Source organism: Mucilaginibacter sp. PPCGB 2223 (assembly GCF_001705515.1).
GTDB lineage: Bacteria > Bacteroidota > Bacteroidia > Sphingobacteriales > Sphingobacteriaceae > Mucilaginibacter.
In genome coordinates this window covers 149,688-175,580 of record NZ_MDJS01000004.1, presented here as the reverse complement: position 1 = coordinate 175,580, position 25,893 = coordinate 149,688, and the positions used below count along the sequence as shown (strand labels likewise).

Sequence of the window (25,893 nt, the reverse complement as noted above, 5' to 3'; positions counted from 1 at the left end):
ATTAATATAAACTATTATTTTTGACGGTGATGCCGACACCTCGTTTCAAACTTTGCCTGCTGATTGACGATAATTTTATCGACAATTTTGTAACGCGCAAGATTTTAGAGACAGGTAACTTTGCCGAAAAGATCGTGGTTATCCAATCGGCCCCCGAGGCCATAGCCAAATTACAGTCGAAAGAAATTGAGCCCGATGTGATCTTCCTCGACATCCGTATGCCTTTTATGGATGGTTTTGAGTTTTTAAAGGAGTTCGATACGCTCCATCTCGATGATGATAAAAAGATCAGGATATACATGTTATCGTCATCGTTAGACCCGGTAGATTTTAAGCTATCGAGCGAGAATAAATATATTACCCAGTTTGTCCATAAACCGCTTACCCATAAGGTTCTGGAAAGTTTAAGTGCATGATATTAGTTGCCGACAGCGGTTCCTCAAAAACTGATTGGCTGTTAGAAAACCCCGGCGGCGAAGCCGAAGAGTTTAAAACAGACGGGCTTAATCCCTACTTCCTGACTGAAAAGGATATTGTTAAGATCATCCAATCGCAGGGTCAGGAACTCATTAAGCGGAACTATAAGATAAGCGAGATCTTCTTTTTCGGGGCGGGCTGCTCCAATCCCGACAGGCGCGAGATCATCTCGAACGCGTTGAGCCAGGTATTCCCCAAAACATCGTACGTAAGTGTCGACAGCGACCTGCTTGGGTCGGCCTATGCCACCTGCGGCCACGAAAAAGGATTGTGTTGTGTGCTGGGTACGGGCTCCAATATCTCATTTTTTAATGGCGAGGATATTTTTGAGGGTAAGCAGGGACTTGGCTTTGTTTTGGGCGATGAAGGCTCGGGCAGCTGGTTCGGCAAAGCGCTCGTGCGCGATTTTTTGTATGGAAATATGCCGCCCGATATTGCCAGGGCATTCAACGAACGCTATCACATCGATAAAGAAACCATTATCAAAAACGTTTACCAGCGCCCCAGGGCCAACTCGTACCTGGCAGCGTTTGCCCGTTTTTTAAACGAAGTGCGAACTTCGGACTACGCCCAGCAGATGCTGAAAAAAGGCTTCCTGGAGTTTATCGATACCAATATCAAAACCTACCCCGACTATAACAAGTACAAGTGCCATTTTGTGGGCTCGATAGCCTACCAGTTTAGCGATGAGCTCAAGGCGCTGTGCAAGGAAAACGGTATCCACGTAGGTAAGATCATCAAAAAACCCATTAACGAGCTGCTGGAGTTTGTGCTGAAGAATAATCAGTAGATCGGTTCATTATTCATTAGTTTTGACCCTGGTTAAAAGCGCTGAAAATTTCGTATATTACATGTACACCGCACGGATTTTGATGCGCGAGGCCTATGATCTGAACTATCAAAAATTTCTTACAATTTCCCCCCTGCCTCGGGATGAATCATTCCGTTAAGGACAGTACGTTGCCATCGGGGTCTTTGAACCAGGCAACTTTTGCGCCGCCGGGCGCAGTCCAGATGCCCAAGTCATCCTGCTCTAAAAAGTTGTACTTTTCGCAAAAGATACCTTTTTTGTTGAGTGCCTGTATGATGGGTACCATATCACCAACATTCCATCCCAAAGCAGTAAACGGGTGGGGTTTTAATTCGGGAACGATGATCACGCGTAGCAGAACGCCGTTGGCGTTAAACTCCAGGGCGTAATCGTCTTGAGATAATAACTGTAATCCTAAGATATCCTGGTAAAATAGTTTGGCTTCGCCTGGTTTCACTGTGGGAACAAAGGCCTTAAGTTCTTTGTCGGCAAGCATATTGGTTTGTTTTTTAAAGGATTGGAATAACAGCAGCATAAAGTTATGCAAACGATCTGTGCCGGTCAACAACAAATATTTGCGTCTTTACGCTTTCAATCGTTTTTTGCTTACACGTTTGTACCCCATAAAGCCAATACCAAGCAAAGCAAGTATACTGCCCGCTTTGGGAATATAATCGCCGTGCTGTACATAGAAAGTCAGATCGGTGTTAAGGTTGATGTTTTGTTTGATGGCTGTTTTTACCCACCAGCCGGTATGCTGTACCACATCGCCCCGCTGGTTGATGAATGCCGAAATGCCCGTATTGGCCGAGCGGCAAACCCAGCGGCGGGTTTCGATGGCACGGAGTTTGGCATAATCGAGGTGCTGGTCCTTACCCGAAGTGTTTTCCCACCAGCCATCGTTAGTGATAATGGCGATAAATTGCGCGCCGTTTCGTACGTGTTGCGCCACCCACTCGCCCCAGATAGATTCGTAACAGATAACCGGCGCCGCCCCGATGCCGCCTTGCGAATATAACTCTGATGGCTTATCCTGCCCTGCATAATCGCCGGTAGCGCCACCCAGGTGCTCGAATACCGGTTTCAGGAAGGATAATGTGTTTTTAAATGGCAGCGACTCTGCACCCGGCACCAGTTTTGATTTGTGGTAAAACTGTACTTCGGCCGAGTTTTCGACGTTGATGGCCGTGTTAAAACGGTCGTAAAAACGCCCGTCGCCGGTTGGGCCGGCGGTTTCGGTTTTGCGGGTATCGTAAAGTTTATAGCCTTCGATGCCTGTGATCAGGTTTCCATTTTTGTACTTCTGTAAAAAGCGTTGTGCCTGTAAAAAGTAAGGGTCGGTACGTATTTTATCTTCGTTTAAACCCTGCGAATCGGCGATAGCTGTTTCGGGCCAGATGAAGAACTCGGTGTTCGCCTGGCCGATGGAGTCGGACAGGTGAATCAGCGAACTGACCTGCTGGCCAACCGGTATGGAGCCTTCCTTTTCGTAAGGGTCGACATTGGGCTGTACCACAACTATGTTCGAAGGATCAGGGTTTTCTTTGTAACCATAATAGGTATAAAGCGAATAACTTACAGGCAGTAAAATGATCAGCGTAAGCATACCGATCAGCTTTAGCCGCAGTTTATTTGTCTGGGCTTCGCGTAAGCCGATATAAACCAGAAAAGCCAGGATGTTGGTGAGCAATATCCAAACGGTACCGCCGTAAACGCCTGTATACTCGTACCATTGAACCAGTTGGTAGCTCACGGCAAAACCGTTGCCTAAAGTCATCCAGGGAAATTTAAGATCCCAGGTTTGGTGCAGGTACTCGTAAGCAACCCAAAAGCAAACCAGCATCGCAAGGCTGTAATTCCGGTTGGTGATAAGCCGTGCGCGGTAATACAGCCAGCAGGCGGCCGACATCAGTAGGGGGCCAAGCGAATAAGGTATCAGTGTAATAGGTATAGCGGTTATCGGGCCGATGGCTTTGAGCGAGTTATACACCCAGTAAATGCAAAGGGTGTTCCACACAAAAAATCCCACGAAAGTGGTGTTGAAAATGGCTTTACCTTTTTTAGCCTGTGTTGATTTGATGATGTTTTCTATCGCGACAAGCAAAGGCACAAAACCAAACAATAGGATGAAAGTAGTGTATGGCGTTGGCGGCCAGGCTACCCAAAGCAGTAAACCGGAAAGTATGGCGAGCAGGATGTTCTTTTTCATGTGTATTCGCAAAACTCTACATAATTTGGCTTAATACTATATTTAAAATGCATTTTGTACATTTTATCACTTTCAAAAAAATGTACTTCTAAGCCATCGTATGTTTGTCCATCTTTCTTAATTGTAATGTCAATTCCTATTGCAGCTATAATATAATCACCATTAAGGAGACTTTTTTTAATAGACTTTGTGAGTAGATCAATCAATAGCAATGAATCAGGCCGATCATTGTCGTGCTCCAGGTAAGCCGAAAACGGTTGAATATTGCCCTGGCTATCGATGCCTGCGCCAAAAGGGAAAAATTCAGACGCGTCTAAAAGATAAACCTGCGCCTGGGCTTTTATATTTTTGAGTAATTGTTCTTCTTTTTTCATGAACAATAAATTTACTCGTCTTCGTCTTTTTGGTACTTGTTCTTTGTTTTCTGTATTTCCAAACCCGCTACGCAAACCACAAACTCGCCCTTTACGGGATGAGTTTCGAAATAGGTTTTTACTTCGGCAACCGTACCGCGCACGGTTTCCTCGAACATTTTGGTAAGCTCGCGCGATATCGATACCTGTCGTTCGGCGCCAAAATAAGTGGCCATTTCCTCGAGCGTTTTCAATATCCGGTGCGGCGACTCATAGAACACGATCGTGCGTTCTTCTTCGGCAAGCGCCTTATACCTTGTTTGCCGGCCCTTTTTTAAAGGCAAAAACCCTTCGAAGCAAAACCTGTCGGTAGGGAAGCCTGAGTTTACCAATGCAGGTACAAAGGCTGTTGCGCCGGGTAAGCATTCAACAGGCAGATCGTTCTTTACCGCTTCGCGTACCAAAAAAAATCCAGGATCACTGATGGCGGGTGTACCGGCATCTGATATCAGAGCGATGTTTTTACCCTCCTTTAAAAAGCGGATAATCTCGCCGGTACTTTGGTGCTCGTTATGCTGATGGTGCGCATAAACCTTCTGACTGATGCCGAAATGCTTCAACATAGGTGCTGATGTGCGGGTATCCTCAGCCAGGATGATATCGGCTTCCTTTAAAATACGCAATGCCCGCAAGGTAATATCCTCGAGGTTGCCGATTGGGGTGGGTACCAGGTAAAGTTTGCCGCTCATTTGTTTAGTTGTCAGTTGTCAGTTGTGAGTTATCAGTTCAAGCTAAAAAACTTACAACCGACAACCAAAAACCGACAACTCATTCTATCTTTGTCAAAAAAATAAAATAATGCTGCAAGTTAGTTATATCCGCGAAAACAGGGAACATGTATTGGAACGTTTGGCGGTAAAAAATTTTAAACAGCCAGAGCTGGTTGACGAGGTGATCAAATTAGACGAGCAACGCCGTCAGACGCAAAATACGTTAGATGGTATCTCGGCCGAGTCGAACGCTGCTGCAAAACAAATTGGAGAGCTGATGCGCACCGGTAAAAAAGAGGAAGCCGAAGCGATCAAATCCAAATCGAACACCTACAAAGAGGATATCAAAAAACTGAGCGAGCAATTATCGAGCATTGAACAGGAACTACAGCAAAAAACAGTGCTGTTGCCTAACCTGCCGCATGTTTCGGTACCCAAGGGCTCAACACCCGAAGAAAACGAAGTTGTTTTAGAGCACGGTGCACGTCCCGAATTGCCGGCCAATGCTTTGCCACATTGGGAGCTTGCCGCAAAATATAACCTGATAGATTTTGAACTGGGCGTAAAGATAACCGGGGCAGGTTTCCCGGTTTATAAAGGTAAAGGCGCTAAACTACAGCGTGCATTGATCGCTTTCTTTTTGGATGAAGCCGAAAAGGCCGGGTACGACGAGCGTATGGTACCACACGTGGTGAACGAAGCATCGGGCTTTGGCACCGGGCAGTTACCCGATAAGGAAGGGCAGATGTACCATGTTGGTGTGGATAACCTGTACCTGATACCTACCGCCGAGGTGCCCATTACCAACCTGTACCGCGATGTGATATTGAAAGCCGACGAACTGCCCGTGCAAAATTGCGGTTATACCCCATGTTTCCGCCGCGAAGCCGGTTCGTATGGCGCACACGTACGCGGACTGAACCGGCTGCACCAGTTTGACAAGGTCGAACTGGTACAGGTAACCCATCCCGATCAATCGTACGAAGTGCTGGAACAAATGAGCGCGCATGTACAGGGCTTGCTGCAAAAACTGGGTTTGCCCTACCGTGTGCTGCGTTTATGCGGCGGCGATATGAGCTTTACTGCCGCCCTTACCTATGATATGGAAACCTGGAGCGCTGCGCAGCAGCGCTGGCTCGAGGTTTCGTCCGTATCCAACTTCGAAACATTTCAAAGTAACCGCCTGAAGCTCCGTTTCCGCAACAGTGAAGGTAAAACGCAGCTGGCCCACACTTTAAATGGCAGCGCTTTGGCCCTGCCGCGTATTGTTGCCACATTGCTTGAGAATAACCAGACTGAAACGGGCATCAAAATTCCGGAGGTTTTAGTGCCTTATACCAAGTTTGAGTGGATTGATTAAAGCCGGCGCGTTACCCATAAAGTTTGCCGGTGCCGGGTAAATAATTATCAGTTGAAGTATTAAACTATAAAAATAATACGTTAAATTTGATTTACTTGTTATTAACCTAAAGCACTGAATATGAAAACTCTGATGAACTTTGCGGTCCGTATTGCCCTTTTGTTGGTAGTTGGTACATTAATATTCGATACAGCCCTGGCGCAGGACAAGAAAGCTGCACGTAAAGCCAAAAGATTAGAAGAGGTAAAGCAGGTTATTGAGAACAGGAGATATGTTTTTGAGCCCACGTATATGAACCCTATGCGCGGTGGCGGTAAGCAGCTAACCTCTGATTATGATATGCAGATCAGGCAGGATAGCCTGATAAGCTATCTGCCATACTCAGGACAGGCATACCAGGCGCCGGTGGACCCGACAAAAAATGCGCTGGATTTTACCTCTACCAAATTTGAGTACACCACAACCAAAAACAAAAAAGGCGGCTGGGAAATAACCATTGTACCTAAAGACAACCGGGAAATCCAAAAAATGTTTCTGACCATATCTGAGGATGGTTATGCCACGTTGCGGATAACAAGTTATAACCGGGATGCGATATCGTTTGAAGGGACGATAGAAGCTCCGCCGAAGCCGAAAGGATAAATAACCGATAAAAATAAGGCCGCCGGGTCAAAATCCCGGCGGCCTGTGCTCATCGCCCAATCCCTTAAGATCAACGAGCTCTCCGTACAGGATGTTTTATCCCATCGCGCTTCGCTGTTCGTACATCCTGTTTAAGGTCTTTTCTGTCTGCTTTGGCATCTTTAACTTCAGTTTTGGCGTCAGCATAGTCGCCTTTCTTTACATCGGCTGCCGCTGCTTTTTTATCGGCACGGAGGTCTTTCTCATCGGTGCGAACCTTTTTTTCGTCAATAGCCTTTACCTGCGCACCGGCTTTAGCTACCGGGTGGGCCACGCCTTCGCTTTTTAAAGCGGCAGCATCGGTTTTAATGTCTGCACGTTCGGTTTTGGCAGCGTTGATCTCGGTTTTGGCGTCGGCATAGTCGCCCTTCCTGATGTCTTTTTCGGCTGCGGCCTTATCGTTGTTTTTGGCGCGTATATCCTGGCGCAGATCTTTCATTTGTGCTTTGGTAGCTGGGGTTGTTGCTTGAGCAAATACAGCGGTTGTGCTTAATAACGCTGCTGTTAACAGATTTAAAGCTTTCATAATCAAGTTTTTAATTAAATGGTTAATAACAAATTAATGACCTTATGACCGGGGCGTTTAAGCAGAGTTTAATAAAAAAATATAAATATTTCGTAACTAAACTTTTACATTCGCCTATAGTCTTAGGGCTTAATAGCACCTTTGACTAAACCTGATTAACAATGAAAACTATATTTAAACCCCTGCCCTTGCTGGCGCTCATCTTTTCGTTTGCGTACGCGTCTGCCCAGACCGATACCGGATCCGTCGCTCCGCCAAAATCATCTCTTAAAATTGGCGTCAGCTATACCAATAACGGAGTTTACCTGGGCCGGGCAGATACCATCACTACTCCGTCCGTCTCGCCTAAAATTACCTACACCTTTAAATCGGGTATTTATTTTTCGGGCAGTATGGATTTTGTCACTAACCGTAAAAACAATAAGCTCGACGGCGGCAGCCTCGAAGCCGGTTATGATCATTCGTTCACCGATGATCTTGAAGGCGGAGCGTCGTTCACCAAAATGTTTTACAATAGTAACAGCACACAGGTATCGTCGTCGGTAAGCAGCATTTTTAATGCATATGTGGATTACGATATTGCCGATGTCATTACTCCTGCATTGAGTGTCAACTATAGTTTTGGCAAAAACGGCGGTGCAGGCGGCGACTTTGGCATCAACCCCAATATCTCGCACGATTTTGCGATTGATGGTATTTTTGGCGATGACGATCTGCTGCTTATCAGTCCTGAAGCGGGTTTGAACGCAGGTTCGCAAAACTTTTATGCCAGCTACCTGGAGCGTAAGGGCCGGTTAACGAAGAAAGGTGCTGCAGCCGCCAATGCCGCTTACAACAACTATTATAGCGCTTTAGGCCAGTTCGTCTTACTCGACTACGAACTTACTGCACCGATAGAATATAAAACAGGCGGTTTAGTTTTGAGCTTTGTGCCCACTTATGCCTTTGCACAGGATAGTTTACCAAAGGGCACTCCGGCCGAACAGGCGATCACCAAAACGATCGAAGCCAGCCAGCCTTTCCGTTCGAGCATATTTTATTTTTCTGTTGGCGTATCCTTTAAGTTTTAAGCCTGTTTGCCAAAGGCCCAGGTTAAAAATTTAGGCATGGCTTTGGCCCAGGTAGGCATATCGTGCCTGCCGCCAACTACCTCGAGGTATTGTATGTCGGCAGGGCGGTTATAACCTTTGGCTTCCAGCTCTTTAATCAGGTCGATGGTGTCGTCAATCGAATCGATGATGCCGTTATGGTTACGGTCGGCAGTCTCATCGAGCGTGCCGGTCTGCAGCCAGAATTTGAGTGCCGGTTTGTTTTTGCTTTCGCGGATAACGCGGTGCATAATCCGGTCGGCGTCTGTATACCCCTCGTTCAGCGCTTTGCTGCGCCACCAGAGCGATCCGGAGAACACGCCAACCTTGCCGAATATATCGCTGTGGTTCCAGGCAATATCCAAGGCGGTTAGGCCACCGAGCGAAAAACCTGCGAAAGCGATCTTATTAAAAGCCTTTACCGAAGTGTGCAGATAAAGCTGGGGCAGCAGTTCATCGAGGATAAACCCGGTATACAATTCTGCTTTGGCGCCCCGGCCCTTAAAATCGGGAATGCCGGCAATGCCGTATTCCAGCAAACGTTCGTCGCCGGCATGTATGGCAGCTGCCACAACCGGTTTAATCTTATTGGCCTGGTATAAATTTTCGAGAGTTTTGCTCAACGACAGATTTTCGGTTTCCTGCCCGTCATTCAGCAACAGCAAATTCAATGGCTCGGCAAAATTATAATCATCAGGAATCAGCAAGGTGATGGCCACCTCACGTTTCAGTATTTCGGATTTGATCAGCAGGCTTTCCTTAGCAACGGTCATCTCGGCGGTACGCAACATCAAAAATAAAATTAAGGCTACAAATGTAGGGTTATCCTGGTAAAATTAAAGCGGCTGTTTACGGTTTATGGCCAATTATTGTTTCGGGCCAGCGGTTTGCCGGCAATTACGAACCCTAAAACCGCGCCAAGGGTATTCAGGATAACATCGTCGATATCGACAGACCGGTAATTACCGAAATGCTGCGAGATGAACTGGATGAACTCGATTGCCGTGGATGCGAGGAAGGCAATGAGCAAAATCTGTTTAAATGAACACAGCCTGGGCGAAATCAGTGGCAAAAGCACGCCTAAAGGGAAAAATAAAACAATATTGCCCAGTACGTTTTCCAACGCAAGTATCTTCATAAAACTCCTGCCGCGCGAAAATGTCGCCACGAATTCCCTAAACGTGTGAACTACCGGCACAAAGTTAATGCGGTCGAGCTTGGGTGTAGGGTGCCTTGTCATCGGTATAGGTACTACCGTTAGCAGCAGAATACCAATAAAGTATACATAGCAAACAAACAGCAAAAACTCCCGGCCCGGCGATACCTGCTGTTTTTTATAGCCATTTATAATCAGCCTCAAAATAATCCACAATGGCAAAGCCAGGCTGAAAATAACAAGAGCAGGTTTAATCAACTGGTGAAGCATGGTATATCGTTGCGAGCAGGTTACGGTCACGAAGATAATAAAACGGCATATGCTGCCAATTTAGTTTGCAGTTTTAAAACTATCGCGCTATCTTACAGTAAATTAATCGGCATTGATAGAAGAATATAAACGTTGGTACTCGCGCTGCCTGAGCCGCAATCTGGATATGCTGATCTTTGGCGACCGGGGTTATCCGGTTATCCTGTTCCCCACTTCGATGGGGCGTTATTACCAGAACAAGGATTTTGGTTTACTGGATAGCGTTGCCTGGTTTGTTGACCAGGGCCTGGTGAAGATCTACTGTATCGATAGCATCGACGAGCAGAGCTGGTATAATAAGGGGATACACCCGTCCGACCGTGCCCGTACCCACGAAGCTTACGACCGCATGCTGAACGAAGAACTGGCGCCCTGGGCCAGTTATGAAACCGGTGTGCACCGCATTGCTGTAGCCGGCTGCAGCTTTGGCGGATACCATGCCGCTAACTTCGCCTTTAAACATCCCGAAAAAGTGGCGCATATGTTCTCGATGGGCGGGGCGTTCAACATCAAACAGTTTACCGACGGCTTTTACAGCGACGAGATATTTTACAATAACCCGCCCGATTATTTGCCGGGCGCCGGCAACGCCGAACTATGGAAGATGAACATTATACTGGGTACCGGAGAGAACGACTTTTGCAAAGGCGAAAACATTGCCCTGTCAAACATTTTAAGGCAAAAGGATATTAACCATTGGCTGGATATCAGGCCCAGTGCCGAGCACGACTGGCCCGCCTGGCGCGAGATATTCCCGCATTATTTATCAACTATAAAGTAGATACCATCATATGAAAAAGATCGGCATTTTATTCGGACAGGAGAACACGTTCCCGCAGGCATTTGTTGAGGCGGTAAAAAATAAGAACGAAAAAGGTATCACGGCGGAGTTTGTGAGCATTAACAAGGTGGCACAGGCCGAGCCGCTGGATTATGCTGTGATCATCGATCGCATTTCGCAGGATGTGCCTTTTTACCGGGCTGCTTTAAAAAACGCAGCTATATGCGGCACAGCGGTCATCAACAATCCGTTTTGGTGGAGCGCGGATGAAAAGTTTTTTAATAATGCCCTCGCGGTTAAGATCGGTGTTCCAGTGCCTAAAACGGTTATCCTGCCATCAAAAGAGCTGCCCGACGATACTTCCGATCTGTCCTTCCGCAACCTGGCATACCCGCTGGATTGGCAGGGCATATTCGATTATGTGGGCTTCCCCGCGTATATGAAACCTTTTGACGGCGGCGGCTGGAAGGAAGTGTATAAACTGCACGATGCCGACGATTTTTTTGATAAATACGATCAGACCAAACAATACGTAATGATGCTGCAGGAAGAGGTTGTTTTCGACGATTATTTCCGCTGCTATTGCATAGGCGGCAAGCATGTGCGCATTATGCAGTACGAGCCGCGCAACCCGCACCACCTGCGTTATGAGCACGGCAAAGCGCCCGCCGCAAAAAAACTGCTCGACCAGGTGAGCAAATATGTGATCCAACTGAACCAATATTTAGGCTACGATTTTAACACCGTTGAGTTTGCTGTACGTAATGGCATACCTTACGCTATCGATTTTTGCAACCCCGCACCCGATGCCGATGTGAACAGCGTTGGCCAGGCCAATTTTGATTGGGTGGTGGAGACGGCGGCCAGTTATGCCATCGAACGTGCAAAGGCCCAAAAGCCCGATCGCGATAATTTGACCTGGGGACAGTTTATCAAATCGGCTGTTAGCGCGACGCCGTTGGTAGCTGCTGCTCCTAAAAAAATGCCGGCAAAAGCATCTGCTAAAGAAGTGAAGCCGAAGAAAGCTATAACTAAAAAATAAAAAGACTGGCATGATGTAACATTGATTAACCCCAATTAACAATGAACGAATTTACCTTAGGTGTCGAAGAAGAGTTTATGGTGATCGACCCGGTGAGCCGGGAACTGCGGTCGCACGAGCAGAAAATTGTCGATGCGGCACAAAAAATACACGAGGACCAGGTGAAGGCCGAAATGCACCAGGCAGTGGTAGAAGTAGGTACACATATTTGCCGCGATACCGATGAAGCACGTGCAGAGGTAACCAAGCTGCGCCGCACTGTAGCCGGCCTGGCCGGCGATATCGGCCTGCGCATAGGCGCGGCGGGCACGCACCCTTTTTCGCACTGGCAGCACCAGCTCATCACCGATCATCCGAGATACTTCGAGATTGTAGACGAGATGCAGGAAGCGGCCCGCTCCAACCTTATTTTCGGTTTGCATGTGCATGTAGGTATCCAGTCGCGCGAGATGGCGATCAACATCGCTAACCAGGTACGTTATTTTTTGCCGCACGTGTACGCGCTCTCCACCAATTCGCCGTTTTGGGAAGGCCGTAACACGGGCTTTAAATCATTTCGCACCAAGGTTTTTGATAAGTTCCCGCGTACGGGCATACCTGATTATTTCAGCAGCATCGAGGAGTACGATAGCTACATCAAACTGCTGGTAAAAACCAATTGTATTGATAATGCCAAAAAAATCTGGTGGGATATCCGTGTGCACCCTTTTTTCGAAACCATCGAGTTCCGCATTTGCGACTGCCCCATGCTGATCGATGAAACCATGGCTTTCGTGGCTTTGTTTCAATGCCTGTGCGCCAAGCTGTACAAACTCCGCCAGCAAAACATGAATTTTATTACCTACAGCCGGGCGCTCATTAACGAAAACAAATGGCGGGCGGCGCGCTACGGTATCGATGGTAAGATGATCGATTTTGGCAAGCAGCTCGAAGTAAATACCCGCGCCCTGGTTTTAGAATTGCTGGATTTTGTGGACGATGTGGTTGATGACCTGGGTTGCCGCAAAGATTTGGAATACGTACACAACATACTGGAGCAGGGCACCGGCGCCGACAGGCAACTGGCCATATATAACCAGCGGCAAAGCTTTACCGATGTGGTGGATTATATTACATCGCAAACGTTGGTTGGAACGTGAGACATTATTGTCATTGCGAGGCACGAAGCAATCTCTTGCTATGCAGATCGGCTTTGCCTGTGTGCGATTGCTTCGTACCTCGCAATGACATGGAGCAGAATCCATTTTTAATCCATATTTTCGCATAACTAACTGACCCGGAGAGATCAATGCAGACAGAGAAAACAGCAATAAAGGTTGCCATTATCGATTTATACGACAATTACCCTAACCAGGGCATGCGCAATTTTGTTGAACTGGTAGAGCGGTACCGCAATCAACACCGGGTTAACCTGGTGTACCAGATATTTGATCTTCGCGCCAAGCATGAGATACCGGATACCAGTTTTGATGTTTATATTTCAAGCGGCGGCCCGGGCAGCCCGATCGACACCGCCGATACCGAATGGGAACGCCTGTATTGGGAACTGATCGACGCCATCAGTGTACATAACGCTTCCGGCAGCCTGAATAAAAAACACGTTTTATTTGTTTGTCACTCTTTCCAGTTAATGTGCCGCAGGTACGGGTTGGGTGTGGTGAATATGCGCCAGTCCGAATCATTCGGTATTATGCCTGTTCATCAAACAGGGGCCGCTGCGTCCGAATTCCTGTTCGAAGGCCTGGCCGATCCTTTCTTCGCGGTCGACTCGCGCGAATGGCAGGTGATCCATCCCAACGAGGAAAAATTCAGAGAAATTGGCGCAACGTTGCTGGCTATCGAAAAAGAACGCCCGCATATCGACCTGCCCCGTGCCATGATGGCCATACGGTTTAACGAGTATTTTTTTGGCACGCAGTTTCACCCCGAGGCCGACCCCATCGGTATGCGGGCACACATGCTCGACGAGGAGCGTAAGCAATCGATGATAGAAGAGTACGGGCAGAAAAAATACGACAATATGCTGAACGAACTAAACAATCCCGACCAGATACTGTTGACCCATAATACCATTATCCCCAACTTTTTGTACCAGGCGTTGCATAGTTTAGAGGAGGCGTAATTTATGGTGCCTTTAGCACGGAAAGCTTATAACGAACATTATAGTGATGAAAAGTATGCCGCGTTCCTGGCGAACATGGATAAAAATTCGCCGTTCCCTATCACTTTTCGTATTGCCGAAACGCCGCTATTTATCGATAATGCTTTTCGCGATAAGCTAATTGCCGCCGGCAATGATATCGTCAAAGTAATTATGCGCCCCGATTTTAAACAATTGACCGAAAGGGCCATCCCGGCCGAATGGAGAGTGGCGAATGAGAACGACCATCCGCATTTTCTGGCTTTGGATTTTGGTATCTGCAAAGATGGGAAAGGTACACTGGTACCCAAGCTGATCGAACTGCAGGGCTTCCCATCGTTATTTGGCTTCCAGTCGCTGTTGGGCGAACAATACGAAGAAAGCTTCGAAGTTCCGGGCAAAGACTGGACGGTTTACTTTAGTGGTTTGAATAAGGAAGGTTACGTCGATTTGCTAAGACGTACGATCGTTGGTCCGCACCGGCCGGATGAAGTTGTGCTGATGGACGTGAATACTGATGAACAAAAAACCAATGTCGATTTTTATATTACCCAAAGATACCTGGGCATCGGCATCGTTTCGCTCGAAAACCTTCGGCAGCACGGAGATAAGTTATACTATGAGGTTGATGGTGAGTGGAAGCAGATCAAACGTATTTATAACCGCCTGATATTTGATGAGATCGCCGGCAACGCCCCACTGCTCGCTAAGGTGGTTGATGTGCGGCAGCCGCTTGATGTAGAATGGATAACACACCCTAACTGGTTTTACCGTATCAGCAAATATACCATGCCCTTTTTAAAAGGGACTTATGTACCCAAAACATGGTTTTTGGATAAATTGGAGGAAACGCCTGCCGACCTGGAGAACTATGTTTTAAAACCCCTGTTCTCGTTTGCCGGGCAGGGGGTGATTATTGACATAGCCCAAAATGATATTGACGCTATAACTGATCCCGAAAACTGGATATTGCAGCAAAAGGTAAACTACGAGCCGGTTATACAGGCGCCTGATGGTGGTGTAAAAGCCGAAATAAGGTTGCTTTACCTGTGGCCCAATGGCGACGAAAGGCCCACGCTCGCCATCAACCTGGCCCGTTTAAGCCGTGGTAAAATGATCGGGGTGCGCTATAATCAGGATTTTGACTGGGTTGGCGGTACAGTGGCCTTTATGCAAAAATAAAAACCAATCAGTTTACGTTTTGTATATACTGTATATCATAGTTTGCCCGGAAATATTTAAAGGCAAAAAAATTACTAAATTTGCAGTATGAATTTTCAGATCATCATAGTTATAGCACTTTTTGCAGCAGCGTTGTTTTATGTGGGCCGTATGGTTTACAAAAGCTTAACTGCAAAAACAAGCTGTGGTTCAAACTGCAAATGCAGTGTCGATTTTTCAAAGATCGATCAGGTTAAACCGGGCAAATAATTAAAAAATCAATCGCTACTTTTATTGATGTTATTAAATTTGCTTAACCTATAACTATTAATGTCTAATAAACAGGTTTTTCAAGCTGATACCCCGGGCCGATGGACACGTTTTAAGTGGTTAAGCCGGTTGTTGATCACTTTATTGGTTTGCGGTGTTGTCGGCGCGGCAATTACCATCACATCAAAACAATATCCTGCTTTGCCCAACCTGGAGCAGGCTCCAAAAAAATTCTCGAAAGAAGAGCTCGACGCCTTAAAGCATTCTACAAAATACAAGGATTTTAAGCTCGAAAAAAATCAGATTCAGGAGCTTAAGCGCGACCTGCGCCTGCACCAGTTGAAGCATCCGAGCAACAAAAACCGTATCAACGCGGCGTTTTACGTAAACTGGGACCCGCAATCGTTCACATCACTCGAGAGCCATATTAATAAGCTGGATCTGGTGGTGAGCGAATGGTTCTTTTTAACACCCAAGGCCGATACCGTACGCGCCAGTATCGACACCGCATTGATCAGGTTGAATAAAAAGTACAAAAAGCCCATCATAGCCCAGGTATCCAACTATGTAAATAAAAACAGTGTTGAAGGTAACTGGGATACCAGGGATGTTGAACGTATCATCGCCTCAAAAAAGCTGCGTACCAAATTTATCAATAGCCTGATAGCCAAGCTCGATCAATATCACCTGCAGGGTATTAACCTCGATTTTGAGGACCTGAAGGACAGGAACAGCGATAATTTTGTCATCTTTCAAAAGGAAGTATATGCCGCGCTGCACGCCAAAGGTTTCCTGGTTACCCAGGATGTTTTCCCGCAGAATGACGAGTACGATGTGGAAGAGCTGGCCAGGTATAATGACTATCTGTTCATTATGGCTTACGACCAGCATACCGAGTCGAGCAACGATGGCGATATATCCGATCAGCGCTGGGCCGAAGCTGCACTGGATGACATCTGCGCCCGCATACCCAGTGATAAGGTAATATTTGCCGTAGGCGCTTACGGGTACGACTGGCCCCAAAGCAGTATAGGCACACCGGTAACCTACCAACAGGCCATCAGTACGGCGCAGCAATACAAAAGCCAGATCATCTTTAACCCCGAAACGGCTAACCTGCATTTTAGCTATACCTTTCAGGATGGCATACCGCATACGGTTTATTTTACCGATGCCATCACCAATTTCAACATCATCCGCATGGCCGACGACTGGGCCACGGCAGGCGTGGCGCTTTGGCGCTTAGGCTCGGAAGACCCGCGTTTGTGGAGCTTTTTTGATAAGAACTTATCTATCGATTCGTTACGTAAAACTGGCGTCGATAAACAAAAACTAACCACTGTAGCGCTGAACAACAAGGTGGAAGTTGATTACGCAGGTACCGGCGAGGTGCTCGACCTGGTGTCGACCCCACACCCTGGCCTGATCAACGTAACGCTTGATCCGCAAACCTTTACTTTTACCAACCAGGAGTATAAAGAGCTGCCAACAAAATATGTGATCAGGCGCTATGGCTACGCGCCGAAAAAGATCGTACTCACATTTGATGACGGCCCCGACCCTGATTATACGCCCCGTATACTCGAAATCCTGAAACGCGAAAATGTACCTGCATCATTCTTTGTAGTTGGGTCGATGGTCGAAAAAAATATTTCGATACTCAAAGATGAGTTTAACGCCGGTTACGAAATAGGTAACCACACTTTCTTCCATCCCGATATATCGACGGTGAGCCTGAAACGGGTGAACCTTGAGCTCAACTCAACCCGCAAGCTGATAGAACTGGTTACCGGCCGCAGCACCATCCTGTTCCGCCCGCCGTTTAATGCCGATGCCGAGCCGACCACCCTGCAGGAGGTTATCCCGGTAGCTTTAAGCCGCGAGGAGCGTTATATCAATATCGGCGAATCTATCGACCCGCACGACTGGGAGCCTGGTGTAAGCGCCGATACTATCCTGGCGCGTGTCATCGCGCAAAAAGATAACGGCTCGATGCTGCTGCTGCACGATGCTGGCGGCGACACCCGTGAGCAAACAGTAAAGGCCCTGCCCGAGATCATCCATTATTTTAAAAGCCACGGCTACCAGTTTACCACCATTGCCGATGTGTTGCACAAAACCAAAGACGACCTGATGCCAAAAATTACCGACGATGCCGATAGTGGTGTTATTGGTAGTTTTTACAACATGTTTGTATTTGCGGTATTTTATGGCAACTGGTTTATGCTGTACCTGTTCCTGACGGCCATTTTCCTGGCTGTCGGCCGCATTGTACTGATCGGTATACTCGCTGTTTCGCAGCGCCGTCAGGATAAAAAAGAAACCCAGGAACGTTTATCTGAAGCGGTATTGTATCCCGTGAGCATCATCGTACCGGCGTATAACGAGGAAGTCACTGCCAACAAAACCATCGAAAGTTTACTGAAAACAAAGTACGATAATTTCGAGATCATTTTTGTCGACGATGGCTCAAAGGATAAAACCTACGAAATTGTAAAGGCAGCTTACGATGGCCACCCGAAAGTGAAGATACTGACCAAGCCCAATGGGGGTAAAGCTTCGGCGCTTAATTACGGTATAGAACAGGCGACTTACGATTTTGTGGTGTGTATTGATGCTGATACACAACTGAAGGACGATGCCGTATACCACCTGATGACCTATTTCAGCGACGAAGAGATAGGTGCAGTAGCAGGGACCGTAAAAGTAGGTAACGAAAACAACCTCATTACCCGCTGGCAATCCATCGAGTATATCACCGCGCAGAATATGGACCGCCGGGCGTTCGATCTGCTCAATAGCATTACCGTGGTGCCGGGCGCCATTGGTGCGTTCCGTAAATCGGCCATCAATAAAGCCGGTGGCTTTACTTACGATACCCTGGCCGAAGATTGCGACCTGACGATGCGCATCCTGAAACAGGGTTATATTATTAAGAACTGCGCCGAGGCCATCGCCTATACCGAAGCGCCCGAATCGATACCGATGCTGCTGAAACAACGCTTCAGGTGGAGTTTCGGGGTGATGCAGAGCTTCTGGAAGAACCGGGATGCGCTGTTTAACAAGAAATACAAATTTTTTGGGATGGTAGGCATGCCCAATATCCTCATTTTCCAGATCATCCTGCCGCTGTTTTCGCCGCTGGCCGACCTGATGATGATCTTCGGCCTGATGGGCGATCATAAAGAAAAGATACTGATCTACTACCTGGCCTTTGTGCTGGTCGACTTTATCGTCGGCATCATCGCCTTCCGTATGGAGAAGGAAAGCTACAAAAAACTGATCTACATCATCCCGCAAAGGCTCATCTGGCGGCAATTAATGTACTACGTTTTGTTCAAATCTATCCGCCGTGCCGTTAAGGGCGAGCTGAGCGGCTGGGGCGTGTTAAAGCGTACGGGTAACGTTACCGCCAAGTAGCCAAAATATTATAAAATTTACATGGCATGGGCGTTTGCAGCAGTTGCATTATAAACATTACTCACTATATTTGCTGTCGCTAAAAAAATACATGATTTAACACATAATGAGAGAAATACAATTCAGAGAAGCACTTCGCGAAGCAATGGTCGAAGAAATGCGTAAAGATGATAAGATTTACCTGATGGGTGAGGAAGTTGCCGAATACAACGGTGCCTATAAAGTTAGCCAGGGCATGCTGGATGAGTTCGGTGCCAAACGTGTTATTGATACGCCTATCTCTGAGTTAGGTTTTGCCGGTATAGGTATCGGTTCGGCCATGAACGGCCTGCGCCCGATCATCGAGTTCATGACGTTTAACTTCTCGCTGGTGGCTATCGACCAGGTGATCAACGGCGCTGCCAAAATGATGTCGATGAGCGGCGGCCAGTTTTCGGTACCGATCGTGTTTCGCGGCCCTACCGGTAACGCAGGTATGTTAAGCTCTCAGCACAGCCAGTGCTTCGAAAACTGGTACGCAAACTGCCCGGGTTTAAAAGTGGTGGTTCCTTCGAACCCGTACGATGCGAAAGGCTTGTTAAAATCATCAATACTGGATCCTGATCCGGTTATCTTCATGGAATCGGAGTTAATGTACGGCGATAAAGGTGAAGTGCCCGAAGAAACTTACTATATCGAATTAGGCAAAGCTAAAGTAGTAAGCGAAGGTACCGATGTTACTTTGGTAGGTTTTGGTAAGATCATGAAAGTGGTTATTGCTGCTGCACAGGAGCTGGCTAAAGAAGGTATCAGCGCCGAAGTGATCGACCTGCGTACCGTTCGCCCTATCGATTATGCTACCGTGATCGAATCCGTTAAGAAAACCAACCGTTTGGTAATCGTTGAAGAAAGCTGGCCATTAGGCTCTATTGCAACCGAGGTAGCTTTTAAAGTACAAAAAGATGCTTTCGATTACCTGGATGCGCCCATCCTGCGCATTATGGGTGGCGACGTTCCGCTGCCTTACGCACCGACTTTGATACAAGAGTATTTACCAAATGCTGATCGCGTAGTTAAAGCAGTTAAAGAGGTAATGTACGTGGCTAAGTAATGAGCCTATCAATATTGAAAGCCTTCCCGATATTTCGGGAGGGCTTTTTGTTTTTATATCCTTTTTGTTGAAAACCATTTTTGGCACTTTCGTGCGATACCGCCAAATTAGTAACCTCAATTTGTTAAGATGATATCCCATTATAAAAAAATAGCTTCCGAACTATCCGTTGCCGAAAAACAGGTAAATGCCACTGTCGATTTGTTAGACGAAGGCGCTACCGTACCTTTCATCTCCCGTTACCGTAAGGAAGCAACCGGCGCTTTGGATGAGGTTGCCGTGGCGGCCATCCGCGACCGCATACAACAACTGCGCGACCTGGATAAACGCAAGGAAGCTATCATCAAATCACTCACCGATATGGGCAAGCTAACGCCCGAACTGAGCAAAGCGATCGATGAAGCCGAAACCATGACTTTGCTGGAAGATATCTACCTGCCTTATCGCCCAAAACGCAAAACCCGGGCTACGGCCGCGCGCGAAAAAGGCTTGCAGCCCCTGGCAGATATCCTGCTTGAGCAGGGCAAACTGGATGTAGAACTGGAAGCCGGTAAATACATCAGCGAAGAAAAAGGCGTGAACAATGCCGAAGAGGCGTTGGCAGGTGCGAGGGATATCATCGCCGAAACCATCAGCGAAAGCGTGGAAGCCAGGGATAAAATACGTAAGCTGTTTGTTGACAAAGGCAATTTTGAGTGTAAGGTGATCCCCGGTAAGGAGCAGGAAGGGATAAAATATAAGGATTACTTTGAATGGAACGAGCCGGTTAAGTCGGCCCCGTCCCACCGGATACTGGCCATGCGCCGCGGCGAAAAGGAAGAGATATTGTACCTCGACCTGCTCCCGCCCGAAGATGAAGCTATCAACACTTTGGAGAGCCTGTTTGTAAAAGGCCGCAATGAGGCCGCTGCGCAGGTCAGCCTGGCTGTGGCCGATGGTTACAAACGTTTGCTTAAGCCGTCGATGGAGACTGAAGTACGTTTGCTCACCAAAAAGAAGGCCGATGAAGAGGCCATCAAGGTTTTTGCCGAAAATGCCCGCCAGTTATTGCTGGCCGCCCCGCTTGGGCAAAAACGTGTTATGGCTATCGATCCGGGCTTCCGTACAGGCTGTAAACTGGTTTGTTTGGATGCGCAAGGGCAGTTATTGGATAATGCCACCATATACCCGCACACTGGCGCCGGAGGTGTTACAGAGGCCGAAAAGACAGTTAAACATCTTTGCGAAAAACACAACATCGAAGCCATTGCCATTGGTAACGGTACTGCCGGCCGCGAGACGGAGACTTTTATTCGCGGCCTGAACATTTCGGGTACGACCATCGTGATGGTGAACGAAAGCGGTGCGTCTATCTATTCGGCATCCGAAGTGGCGCGCGAAGAGTTCCCGGATAAAGATGTGACCGTGCGTGGCGCGGTATCTATCGGCCGCAGGCTGATGGACCCGCTGGCCGAACTGGTGAAGATCGACCCGAAATCAATCGGCGTGGGCCAGTACCAGCACGATGTCGACCAAATCAAACTGCAAACCAGTTTGGACGATACCGTAATGAGCTGCGTGAATGCGGTTGGAGTAGAGTTGAACACCGCATCCAAACAAATACTGGCTTATGTATCGGGCCTTGGCCCGCAACTGGCTCAAAACATAGTTGAATACCGCAACCAGAACGGTGCGTTTAAACGCCGCTTTGACCTGAAAAAAGTGGCCCGCCTGGGTGATAAGGCCTTTGAGCAGGCCGCCGGCTTTTTACGCATCCGCAATGCCGAAAACCCGCTCGATGCCAGCGCCGTGCACCCCGAAAGCTATGCGTTGGTAGAGCAAATGGCTAAAGACATGGGCTGCACGGTGAAGGACCTGATGAAAGACGATCAGTTGCGCAAACGCATCCCATTACAAAAATATGTTACCGAAACCGTAGGCTTGCCAACCCTGCACGATATTATGGCCGAGCTGGCCAAACCAGGCCTCGATCCGCGTGAGCAGTTTGAAGCTTTTGCATTCTCCGAAGGTATCAATGCCATCAGCGACCTGAAAGTGGGCATGGTATTGCCGGGTGTGGTAACCAATATCACCAATTTTGGCGCGTTTGTGGATATAGGCGTTCACCAGGATGGCCTGGTGCACCTGAGCCAGATCACCAACAGGTTTATTAAAGACCCGAACGAGGTATTGAAAGTAAGCCAGAAGGTAAAAGTTACGGTTACAGGCGTTGATGCCGACAGGAAACGTATTTCCCTATCGATGAAAGAGAACGAGATAAGGGAGCCGGGAGCGAAAAAGGAGTTTGTGAAGAATGCACCCGTCGCTCAGAAAAAACAAACCGACAGGCACATCCCGGAAACAGATATGGCAATAAAGTTAGCCGCCTTAAAAGGCAAGTTTAAGTAAGCGTTTAGTCAAGCGTTATCTGTCTTTTAATGCTTTCCTCTAACGAAATAAAGGTTTCTGTACGCTGAATACCTTTTACGCTTTGTATCTGCTCGTTTAATACCTCGCGCAGGTGGTTGGTATCATGGCAAACAATTTTAGCGAAAATACTCCAGCCGCCGGTAGTGTAATGCAGCTCGACGATCTCTTTAATATTCTTTAGCTGCTTTACAGCTTCGTTATATTGCGAACCCTTCTCCAGGTAGATGCCCAAAAAAGCACAAATGTCATAGCCCAGCTTTTGCGGATCAACCTCAAGGTTGGCGCCTTTAATCACCCCCATCTCTTCGAGCTTTTTCATACGGACGTGGATAGTTCCGCCAGAAACGATCAGATCTTTAGCGATCTCCGTGTATGGAGTAGTCGCATTCTTCATCAATATTGATAAAATTTGGATGTCCAAATTATCAATTTCTAAATTCTGGGCTTTTTTGTGTGACATAAATTTTTAAATGTTTAGCTAAATACAAGTTTAATTAAAAATTGTATAAAAATACAAATATTTTGTTAAAAAATTTGTAAGGAATTGGTAAGCCTATTAAATTTGTAACAAGCAAAAACCTAAAGCTAATCCGGTTCTTATAAAAACTATATTGTTGGGTGGTGAAATTTTTGGCAGACACACCTCCTTGTCGCGGTGGCGGAGAGCATGGGAAACCCGAAGCGGGCTAACCACTCCATGAAGGTTCGACTCCTTCCCCAACAGCTGATTTCCGGTCCGGAGTCTGGAGTCATTAGTCCGGAGTCATCAAAAAAGACTCATGACTTAAGGCTCATGGCTCAAGACTAAATCAAAACAACAATACTGTAGGGTGGTGAAATTTGGCAGACACACCTCCTTGTCGCGGTGGCGGAGATAATGGGAAACTCTTAGCAATAAGAATAACCACTCTGTGAAGGTTCGACCCCTTCTCCTACAGCCTCTTCTCATAATTTAGGTTTATAATTGGTTAGTAAAAGCCTCCTGCCCATCAGGAGGCTTTACTGTTTTGCAGGGTTTCCACCATTCTGATCAAAATGCCATTGAGAGGAAGAGCACGCTGAAAGCAGCGATGACGTGGCAATCTCTCAGGAAAAGTATACGATATATAAGCCAAGGCATATTGCACGCAAAGGCGCGGAGGCGCTAAGAGAGTAGCAGAAGCACTGGCAGTAGCAGTTGTTGATTTCGAATTTTTAGCTGTTGTTTGTTTTTAAAGGAGCTCAGGAAAACCATGCCTTTTCGAATTTATCTTAAAGCGTTATTGCGAGGTACAAAGCAGTCCCCGATATGCGGAGCAGCCTCGCAGGTCACTTTTCAATCCTTCAATCATTATTATAGGGGCGTTGCCTGGGGCCGGGCTATCCCTAACGCAAACTTTGGGGTAGGGTTACCGCCACCATTACAAATCCTGCGCAGCAGCATCTATCGTCACTACAGGTTTCCTGCCTTTGATACTCTTCTCAAAGCTAATCAGGAAAGCCGGTAACAGCGTCAGGTTACAGATCATCGCGGTAAGCAGGGTAAATGATAACAAAATGCCCAGCACCACGGTACCGCCAAAGGTCGAGGCGGCGAAGATACCGAAGCCGAAGAACAGGATGGTAGCGATATAGATCATGCTGATGCCGGTTTCGCGGATGGTATCGGATACGATTTGGGAAATGGTTTTGCTGCCCATGTTCAGTTCCTGGCGGTAGCGGGTTAAAAAATAAATGGTCTGGTCGGATGAGATACCCATCGCTATGCTGAAGATCAGAATGGTCGACGGTTTTAATGGGATGCCTAAGAAGCCCATCAGGCCGGCGGTAATAACTAATGGTATCAGGTTAGGCAGTATGGAGATCAGTACCATCTTAAAGCCCCTGAACAGGATCCACATCACCATTGCGATCAGGAATATGGCGAGCGCCAAACTCTGGTACAGGTTTTTAACCATGTAGTTGGCACCTTTAACAAATATTACGCTCGAACCAGTTAGCTCAACATGGTATTTTTTAGGATTAAATATCGAATCGATACGCGGCTGCAGTTCCTCAAATAGTCTGTTCAGTTTAGCCGAACCGATATCCGCCATCTGGAAGCTTACGCGGGTAATCTGTTTGGTGGTATCCAGGTAATTGTGCAGCATATTGGTGCTTTTGCCACTGTTGGCCGCATAGCTTAAAATAAAATTCTGTTCCATGCTGTTTGGCAGCCGGTAAAAACTACTGTCGCCGCCATAAAATGCCTGGGTGGAGTATTTAAGCACCTGTGTTAACGAGATAGAACGGCTAAACGCCGGGTACGACGAGATCAGGGTCTCCAAACGGTCGATCTTGTTGATCACGCCAAGGTTCATCACCCCGTTTTTATGTTTGGTATCGATGGCGACGTCTAATGGCAGCACGCCTTTAAAGTTCGATTCGAAGAAATGCAGATCAGTCAGGGTTGTACTGCTCTGAGGCAGATCGTCGATGAGGTAACTGTTTACCCTGATCCGCGATAAGCCATAGCCGCCTATGATGAGAATAATAATTGTACCCGCGTAAATAGCCCTGCGATGATTGTGTACTATAAAATCAACTTTCACCAAAAGCTGCTGCATAAATTTACGGTCCTTAATGCCGCTTTGTGTTTTGCCCGGCGCAGGCAGGTAGCTGAAGATGATCGGGATCAGGATCAGTGTAAGCACGAAAGTGAGCATAATACTGATGGATGCCACCAGGCCGAACTCTGTTAATATCTGGCTGTTGGTGAAGCACAATACGCCAAAGCCTATGGCGGTAGTCACGTTGGCAATGAAGGTGGTAATGCCCACTTTTTCGATCACGGTATGCAGTGCCTGCATTTTATCGCCGGTAAGGCCGTACTCGCGGTAATATTTATTGAGCAGGAAGATACTGTTGGGTATACCAATGATCACGATCAGTGGTGGGATAATGCCAGTAAGCAGGGTAATGTTGTAATGGTTTAATACCAGCAGGCCCAGGCTGCATATCACACCTAAAATTACTACTATAACCGGAAAGATAACCGAATAAAACGAACGGAAAAAGATAAGCAGGATAAGCGAAGTAATAGCCAGCGATAAACCCAAAAACAAGCTGAACTCGTGTGAGACGAGATCGCTGATGATGGTGCGGATGTAGGGCTGCCCTGAATAATGAATGGGAGTATTATATTTTACGCCGAACTGCCTGGCGCGCTGTAAAATGGTATCCAGTATCTTACTGCGTGCCGGTGTGTTCACCACTTTAGGGTCGAACGATACGGCCATGAGCGACGCCTGCCTGTCGCCGCTTAAAATAAGCTGGCTGTAAAATGGCTGCGAAAAGATGATTTGTTTAATACTGTCGACTACTTTTTGTGCTGGCAGGGGCGCCGTTACCAAAGGCCTTACAGCGAAGGTATGCGCCACGGTATCTTTTTGCAATTGGTAAATATTGGCAACGGATATCACCGCGCTGATGCCTTTGATCTTTTTCAGATCGTTGCCCAATTGGTACCAATCGTTAAAAAAATCTTTTTTAAAGAGCTGAGGAGTTTTAACGCCGATCACCATCGCGGTGGCATCTTCGCCGAACATTTTGCGAAACTGGGTGTAGCGGATATAGGCCGAATCGGTTACCGGGAGTATTTTACCGGCATTATAGGTGAGCTTTACCTTACCGGCCTCGAAGCCCATAAACGAGCAGAATATCAATACCGAGAGCAGGATTATCAGGCGATTTTTGAGAATCAGGGAGGCGAGTTTTTTCCAGATCATTTACACAATATTCGGTAAGCGGCGGCAAAACTACGAAATTTGCTTTAAAGCCCGATTTAAAGAACGATATTGTGACAAAATCATAATTTGCATC

At 47.1% G+C, this 25,893-nt stretch carries 23 protein-coding genes and 1 tRNA gene; 15 read left to right on the top strand and 9 right to left on the bottom strand.

Translation table 11 applies throughout. The annotated features are described in order from the left end of the window. The first annotated feature begins 29 nt into the window (after positions 1-29). Both BEL04_RS19070 and BEL04_RS19065 read left to right on the top strand, forming a co-directional pair. On the top strand, positions 30-416 hold the full coding sequence (locus tag BEL04_RS19070; RefSeq protein ID WP_066006461.1) for a two-component system response regulator: 387 nt from the start codon (positions 30-32) through the stop codon (positions 414-416). Further along, positions 413-1,267 (top strand): N-acetylglucosamine kinase, encoded by an 855-nt coding sequence (locus tag BEL04_RS19065; RefSeq protein ID WP_066006460.1) that lies wholly within the window; start codon positions 413-415, stop codon positions 1,265-1,267. Before BEL04_RS19070 ends, BEL04_RS19065 begins: the two co-directional genes overlap by 4 nt. Before the next feature lie 148 nt (positions 1,268-1,415). On the opposite strand, the gene BEL04_RS19060 is transcribed toward BEL04_RS19065, so the two are convergent. Genes BEL04_RS19060 through rsmI form a run of 4 tightly spaced genes read right to left on the bottom strand, consistent with a single transcriptional unit; the run spans position 1,416 to position 4,599 of the window. Then, positions 1,416-1,823 (bottom strand): VOC family protein, encoded by a 408-nt coding sequence (locus BEL04_RS19060; protein ID WP_139113113.1) that lies wholly within the window; start codon positions 1,821-1,823, stop codon positions 1,416-1,418. 48 nt (positions 1,824-1,871) lie between these two features. Then, complete coding sequence (gene lnt / locus BEL04_RS19055; RefSeq protein ID WP_066006459.1) at positions 1,872-3,497, bottom strand: apolipoprotein N-acyltransferase; 1,626 nt, start codon at positions 3,495-3,497, stop codon at positions 1,872-1,874. After that, positions 3,494-3,871, bottom strand: a complete 378-nt coding sequence (locus BEL04_RS19050) for a hypothetical protein (protein WP_066006458.1) — start codon at positions 3,869-3,871, stop codon at positions 3,494-3,496. Before BEL04_RS19050 ends, lnt begins: the two co-directional genes overlap by 4 nt. A gap of 11 nt (positions 3,872-3,882) precedes the next feature. After that, positions 3,883-4,599 (bottom strand): 16S rRNA (cytidine(1402)-2'-O)-methyltransferase, encoded by a 717-nt coding sequence (rsmI, locus tag BEL04_RS19045; RefSeq protein ID WP_066006457.1) that lies wholly within the window; start codon positions 4,597-4,599, stop codon positions 3,883-3,885. Positions 4,600-4,708: 109 nt separating this feature from the next. Here rsmI and serS point away from each other — a divergent pair, with 109 nt between their 5' ends. After that, positions 4,709-5,980 carry a serine--tRNA ligase gene (gene serS / locus BEL04_RS19040; protein ID WP_066006456.1) on the top strand — a complete coding sequence of 424 codons (1,272 nt, stop codon included), beginning with the start codon at positions 4,709-4,711 and terminating at the stop codon, positions 5,978-5,980. Between the two features lie 120 nt (positions 5,981-6,100). After that, entirely contained in the window at positions 6,101-6,622 is a 522-nt protein-coding gene (locus tag BEL04_RS19035; RefSeq protein ID WP_066006454.1) for a DUF4251 domain-containing protein, read from the top strand. A 70-nt stretch (positions 6,623-6,692) separates the two neighbouring features. Here the strand turns inward: BEL04_RS19035 and BEL04_RS19030 are convergent, their stop codons facing one another. Beyond that, complete coding sequence (locus BEL04_RS19030; protein WP_066006453.1) at positions 6,693-7,187, bottom strand: hypothetical protein; 495 nt, start codon at positions 7,185-7,187, stop codon at positions 6,693-6,695. A gap of 161 nt (positions 7,188-7,348) precedes the next feature. Between BEL04_RS19030 and BEL04_RS19025 the strand changes: the two genes are divergently transcribed. Then, positions 7,349-8,257: a hypothetical protein gene (locus tag BEL04_RS19025; RefSeq protein ID WP_066006449.1), complete on the top strand. Its 909-nt coding sequence runs from the start codon at positions 7,349-7,351 to the stop codon at positions 8,255-8,257. Here the strand turns inward: BEL04_RS19025 and BEL04_RS19020 are convergent. Together BEL04_RS19020 and BEL04_RS19015 are read right to left on the bottom strand one after the other, a co-directional pair. Continuing rightward, on the bottom strand, positions 8,254-9,066 hold the full coding sequence (locus BEL04_RS19020) for an esterase family protein (RefSeq protein ID WP_066006447.1): 813 nt from the start codon (positions 9,064-9,066) through the stop codon (positions 8,254-8,256). The two genes, BEL04_RS19025 and BEL04_RS19020, sit on opposite strands and share 4 nt — an antisense overlap. A gap of 65 nt (positions 9,067-9,131) precedes the next feature. Further along, complete coding sequence (locus BEL04_RS19015) at positions 9,132-9,701, bottom strand: VanZ family protein (RefSeq protein WP_066006445.1); 570 nt, start codon at positions 9,699-9,701, stop codon at positions 9,132-9,134. 112 nt (positions 9,702-9,813) lie between these two features. Between BEL04_RS19015 and BEL04_RS19010 the strand changes: the two genes are divergently transcribed. The 9 genes from BEL04_RS19010 (at position 9,814) to BEL04_RS18975 (ending at position 22,032) form a co-directional block, all read left to right on the top strand. Next, positions 9,814-10,521 carry an alpha/beta fold hydrolase gene (locus BEL04_RS19010; protein ID WP_066006442.1) on the top strand — a complete coding sequence of 236 codons (708 nt, stop codon included), beginning with the start codon at positions 9,814-9,816 and terminating at the stop codon, positions 10,519-10,521. Positions 10,522-10,531: 10 nt separating this feature from the next. Further along, the gene (locus BEL04_RS19005) at positions 10,532-11,563 is read left to right on the top strand and encodes a RimK family alpha-L-glutamate ligase (protein ID WP_066006440.1); all 1,032 of its coding nucleotides are present in this window, start codon (positions 10,532-10,534) and stop codon (positions 11,561-11,563) included. 41 nt (positions 11,564-11,604) lie between these two features. Continuing rightward, the gene (locus BEL04_RS19000; protein WP_066006438.1) at positions 11,605-12,702 is read left to right on the top strand and encodes a carboxylate-amine ligase; all 1,098 of its coding nucleotides are present in this window, start codon (positions 11,605-11,607) and stop codon (positions 12,700-12,702) included. Between the two features lie 149 nt (positions 12,703-12,851). Beyond that, positions 12,852-13,685, top strand: a complete 834-nt coding sequence (locus BEL04_RS18995) for a type 1 glutamine amidotransferase (RefSeq protein WP_066006436.1) — start codon at positions 12,852-12,854, stop codon at positions 13,683-13,685. A gap of 3 nt (positions 13,686-13,688) precedes the next feature. Further along, entirely contained in the window at positions 13,689-14,885 is a 1,197-nt protein-coding gene (locus BEL04_RS18990) for a hypothetical protein (protein ID WP_066006432.1), read from the top strand. Positions 14,886-14,972: 87 nt separating this feature from the next. Next, positions 14,973-15,134: a FeoB-associated Cys-rich membrane protein gene (locus BEL04_RS23895; RefSeq protein ID WP_083228002.1), complete on the top strand. Its 162-nt coding sequence runs from the start codon at positions 14,973-14,975 to the stop codon at positions 15,132-15,134. Between the two features lie 60 nt (positions 15,135-15,194). Next, positions 15,195-18,554, top strand: coding sequence for a glycosyltransferase (locus BEL04_RS18985; RefSeq protein ID WP_066006429.1), 3,360 nt, complete (start codon positions 15,195-15,197; stop codon positions 18,552-18,554). Positions 18,555-18,660: 106 nt separating this feature from the next. Beyond that, a complete protein-coding gene (locus tag BEL04_RS18980; RefSeq protein WP_066006428.1) occupies positions 18,661-19,644 on the top strand; it encodes a pyruvate dehydrogenase complex E1 component subunit beta in 984 nt (327 codons plus the stop codon). 129 nt (positions 19,645-19,773) lie between these two features. Then, on the top strand, positions 19,774-22,032 hold the full coding sequence (locus BEL04_RS18975) for a Tex family protein (protein ID WP_066006426.1): 2,259 nt from the start codon (positions 19,774-19,776) through the stop codon (positions 22,030-22,032). Between the two features lie 4 nt (positions 22,033-22,036). Here BEL04_RS18975 and BEL04_RS18970 read toward each other — a convergent pair whose 3' ends face one another. Next, positions 22,037-22,513, bottom strand: a complete 477-nt coding sequence (locus tag BEL04_RS18970; protein ID WP_066006424.1) for an Lrp/AsnC ligand binding domain-containing protein — start codon at positions 22,511-22,513, stop codon at positions 22,037-22,039. A 152-nt stretch (positions 22,514-22,665) separates the two neighbouring features. On the opposite strand from BEL04_RS18970, the gene BEL04_RS24450 reads away from it, so the two are divergent. Continuing rightward, a tRNA-Asp gene (locus tag BEL04_RS24450) sits at positions 22,666-22,777 on the top strand. 676 nt (positions 22,778-23,453) lie between these two features. Here BEL04_RS24450 and BEL04_RS18965 read toward each other — a convergent pair. Continuing rightward, complete coding sequence (locus tag BEL04_RS18965) at positions 23,454-25,799, bottom strand: RND family transporter (RefSeq protein WP_066006422.1); 2,346 nt, start codon at positions 25,797-25,799, stop codon at positions 23,454-23,456. Positions 25,800-25,893: the final 94 nt, after the last annotated feature.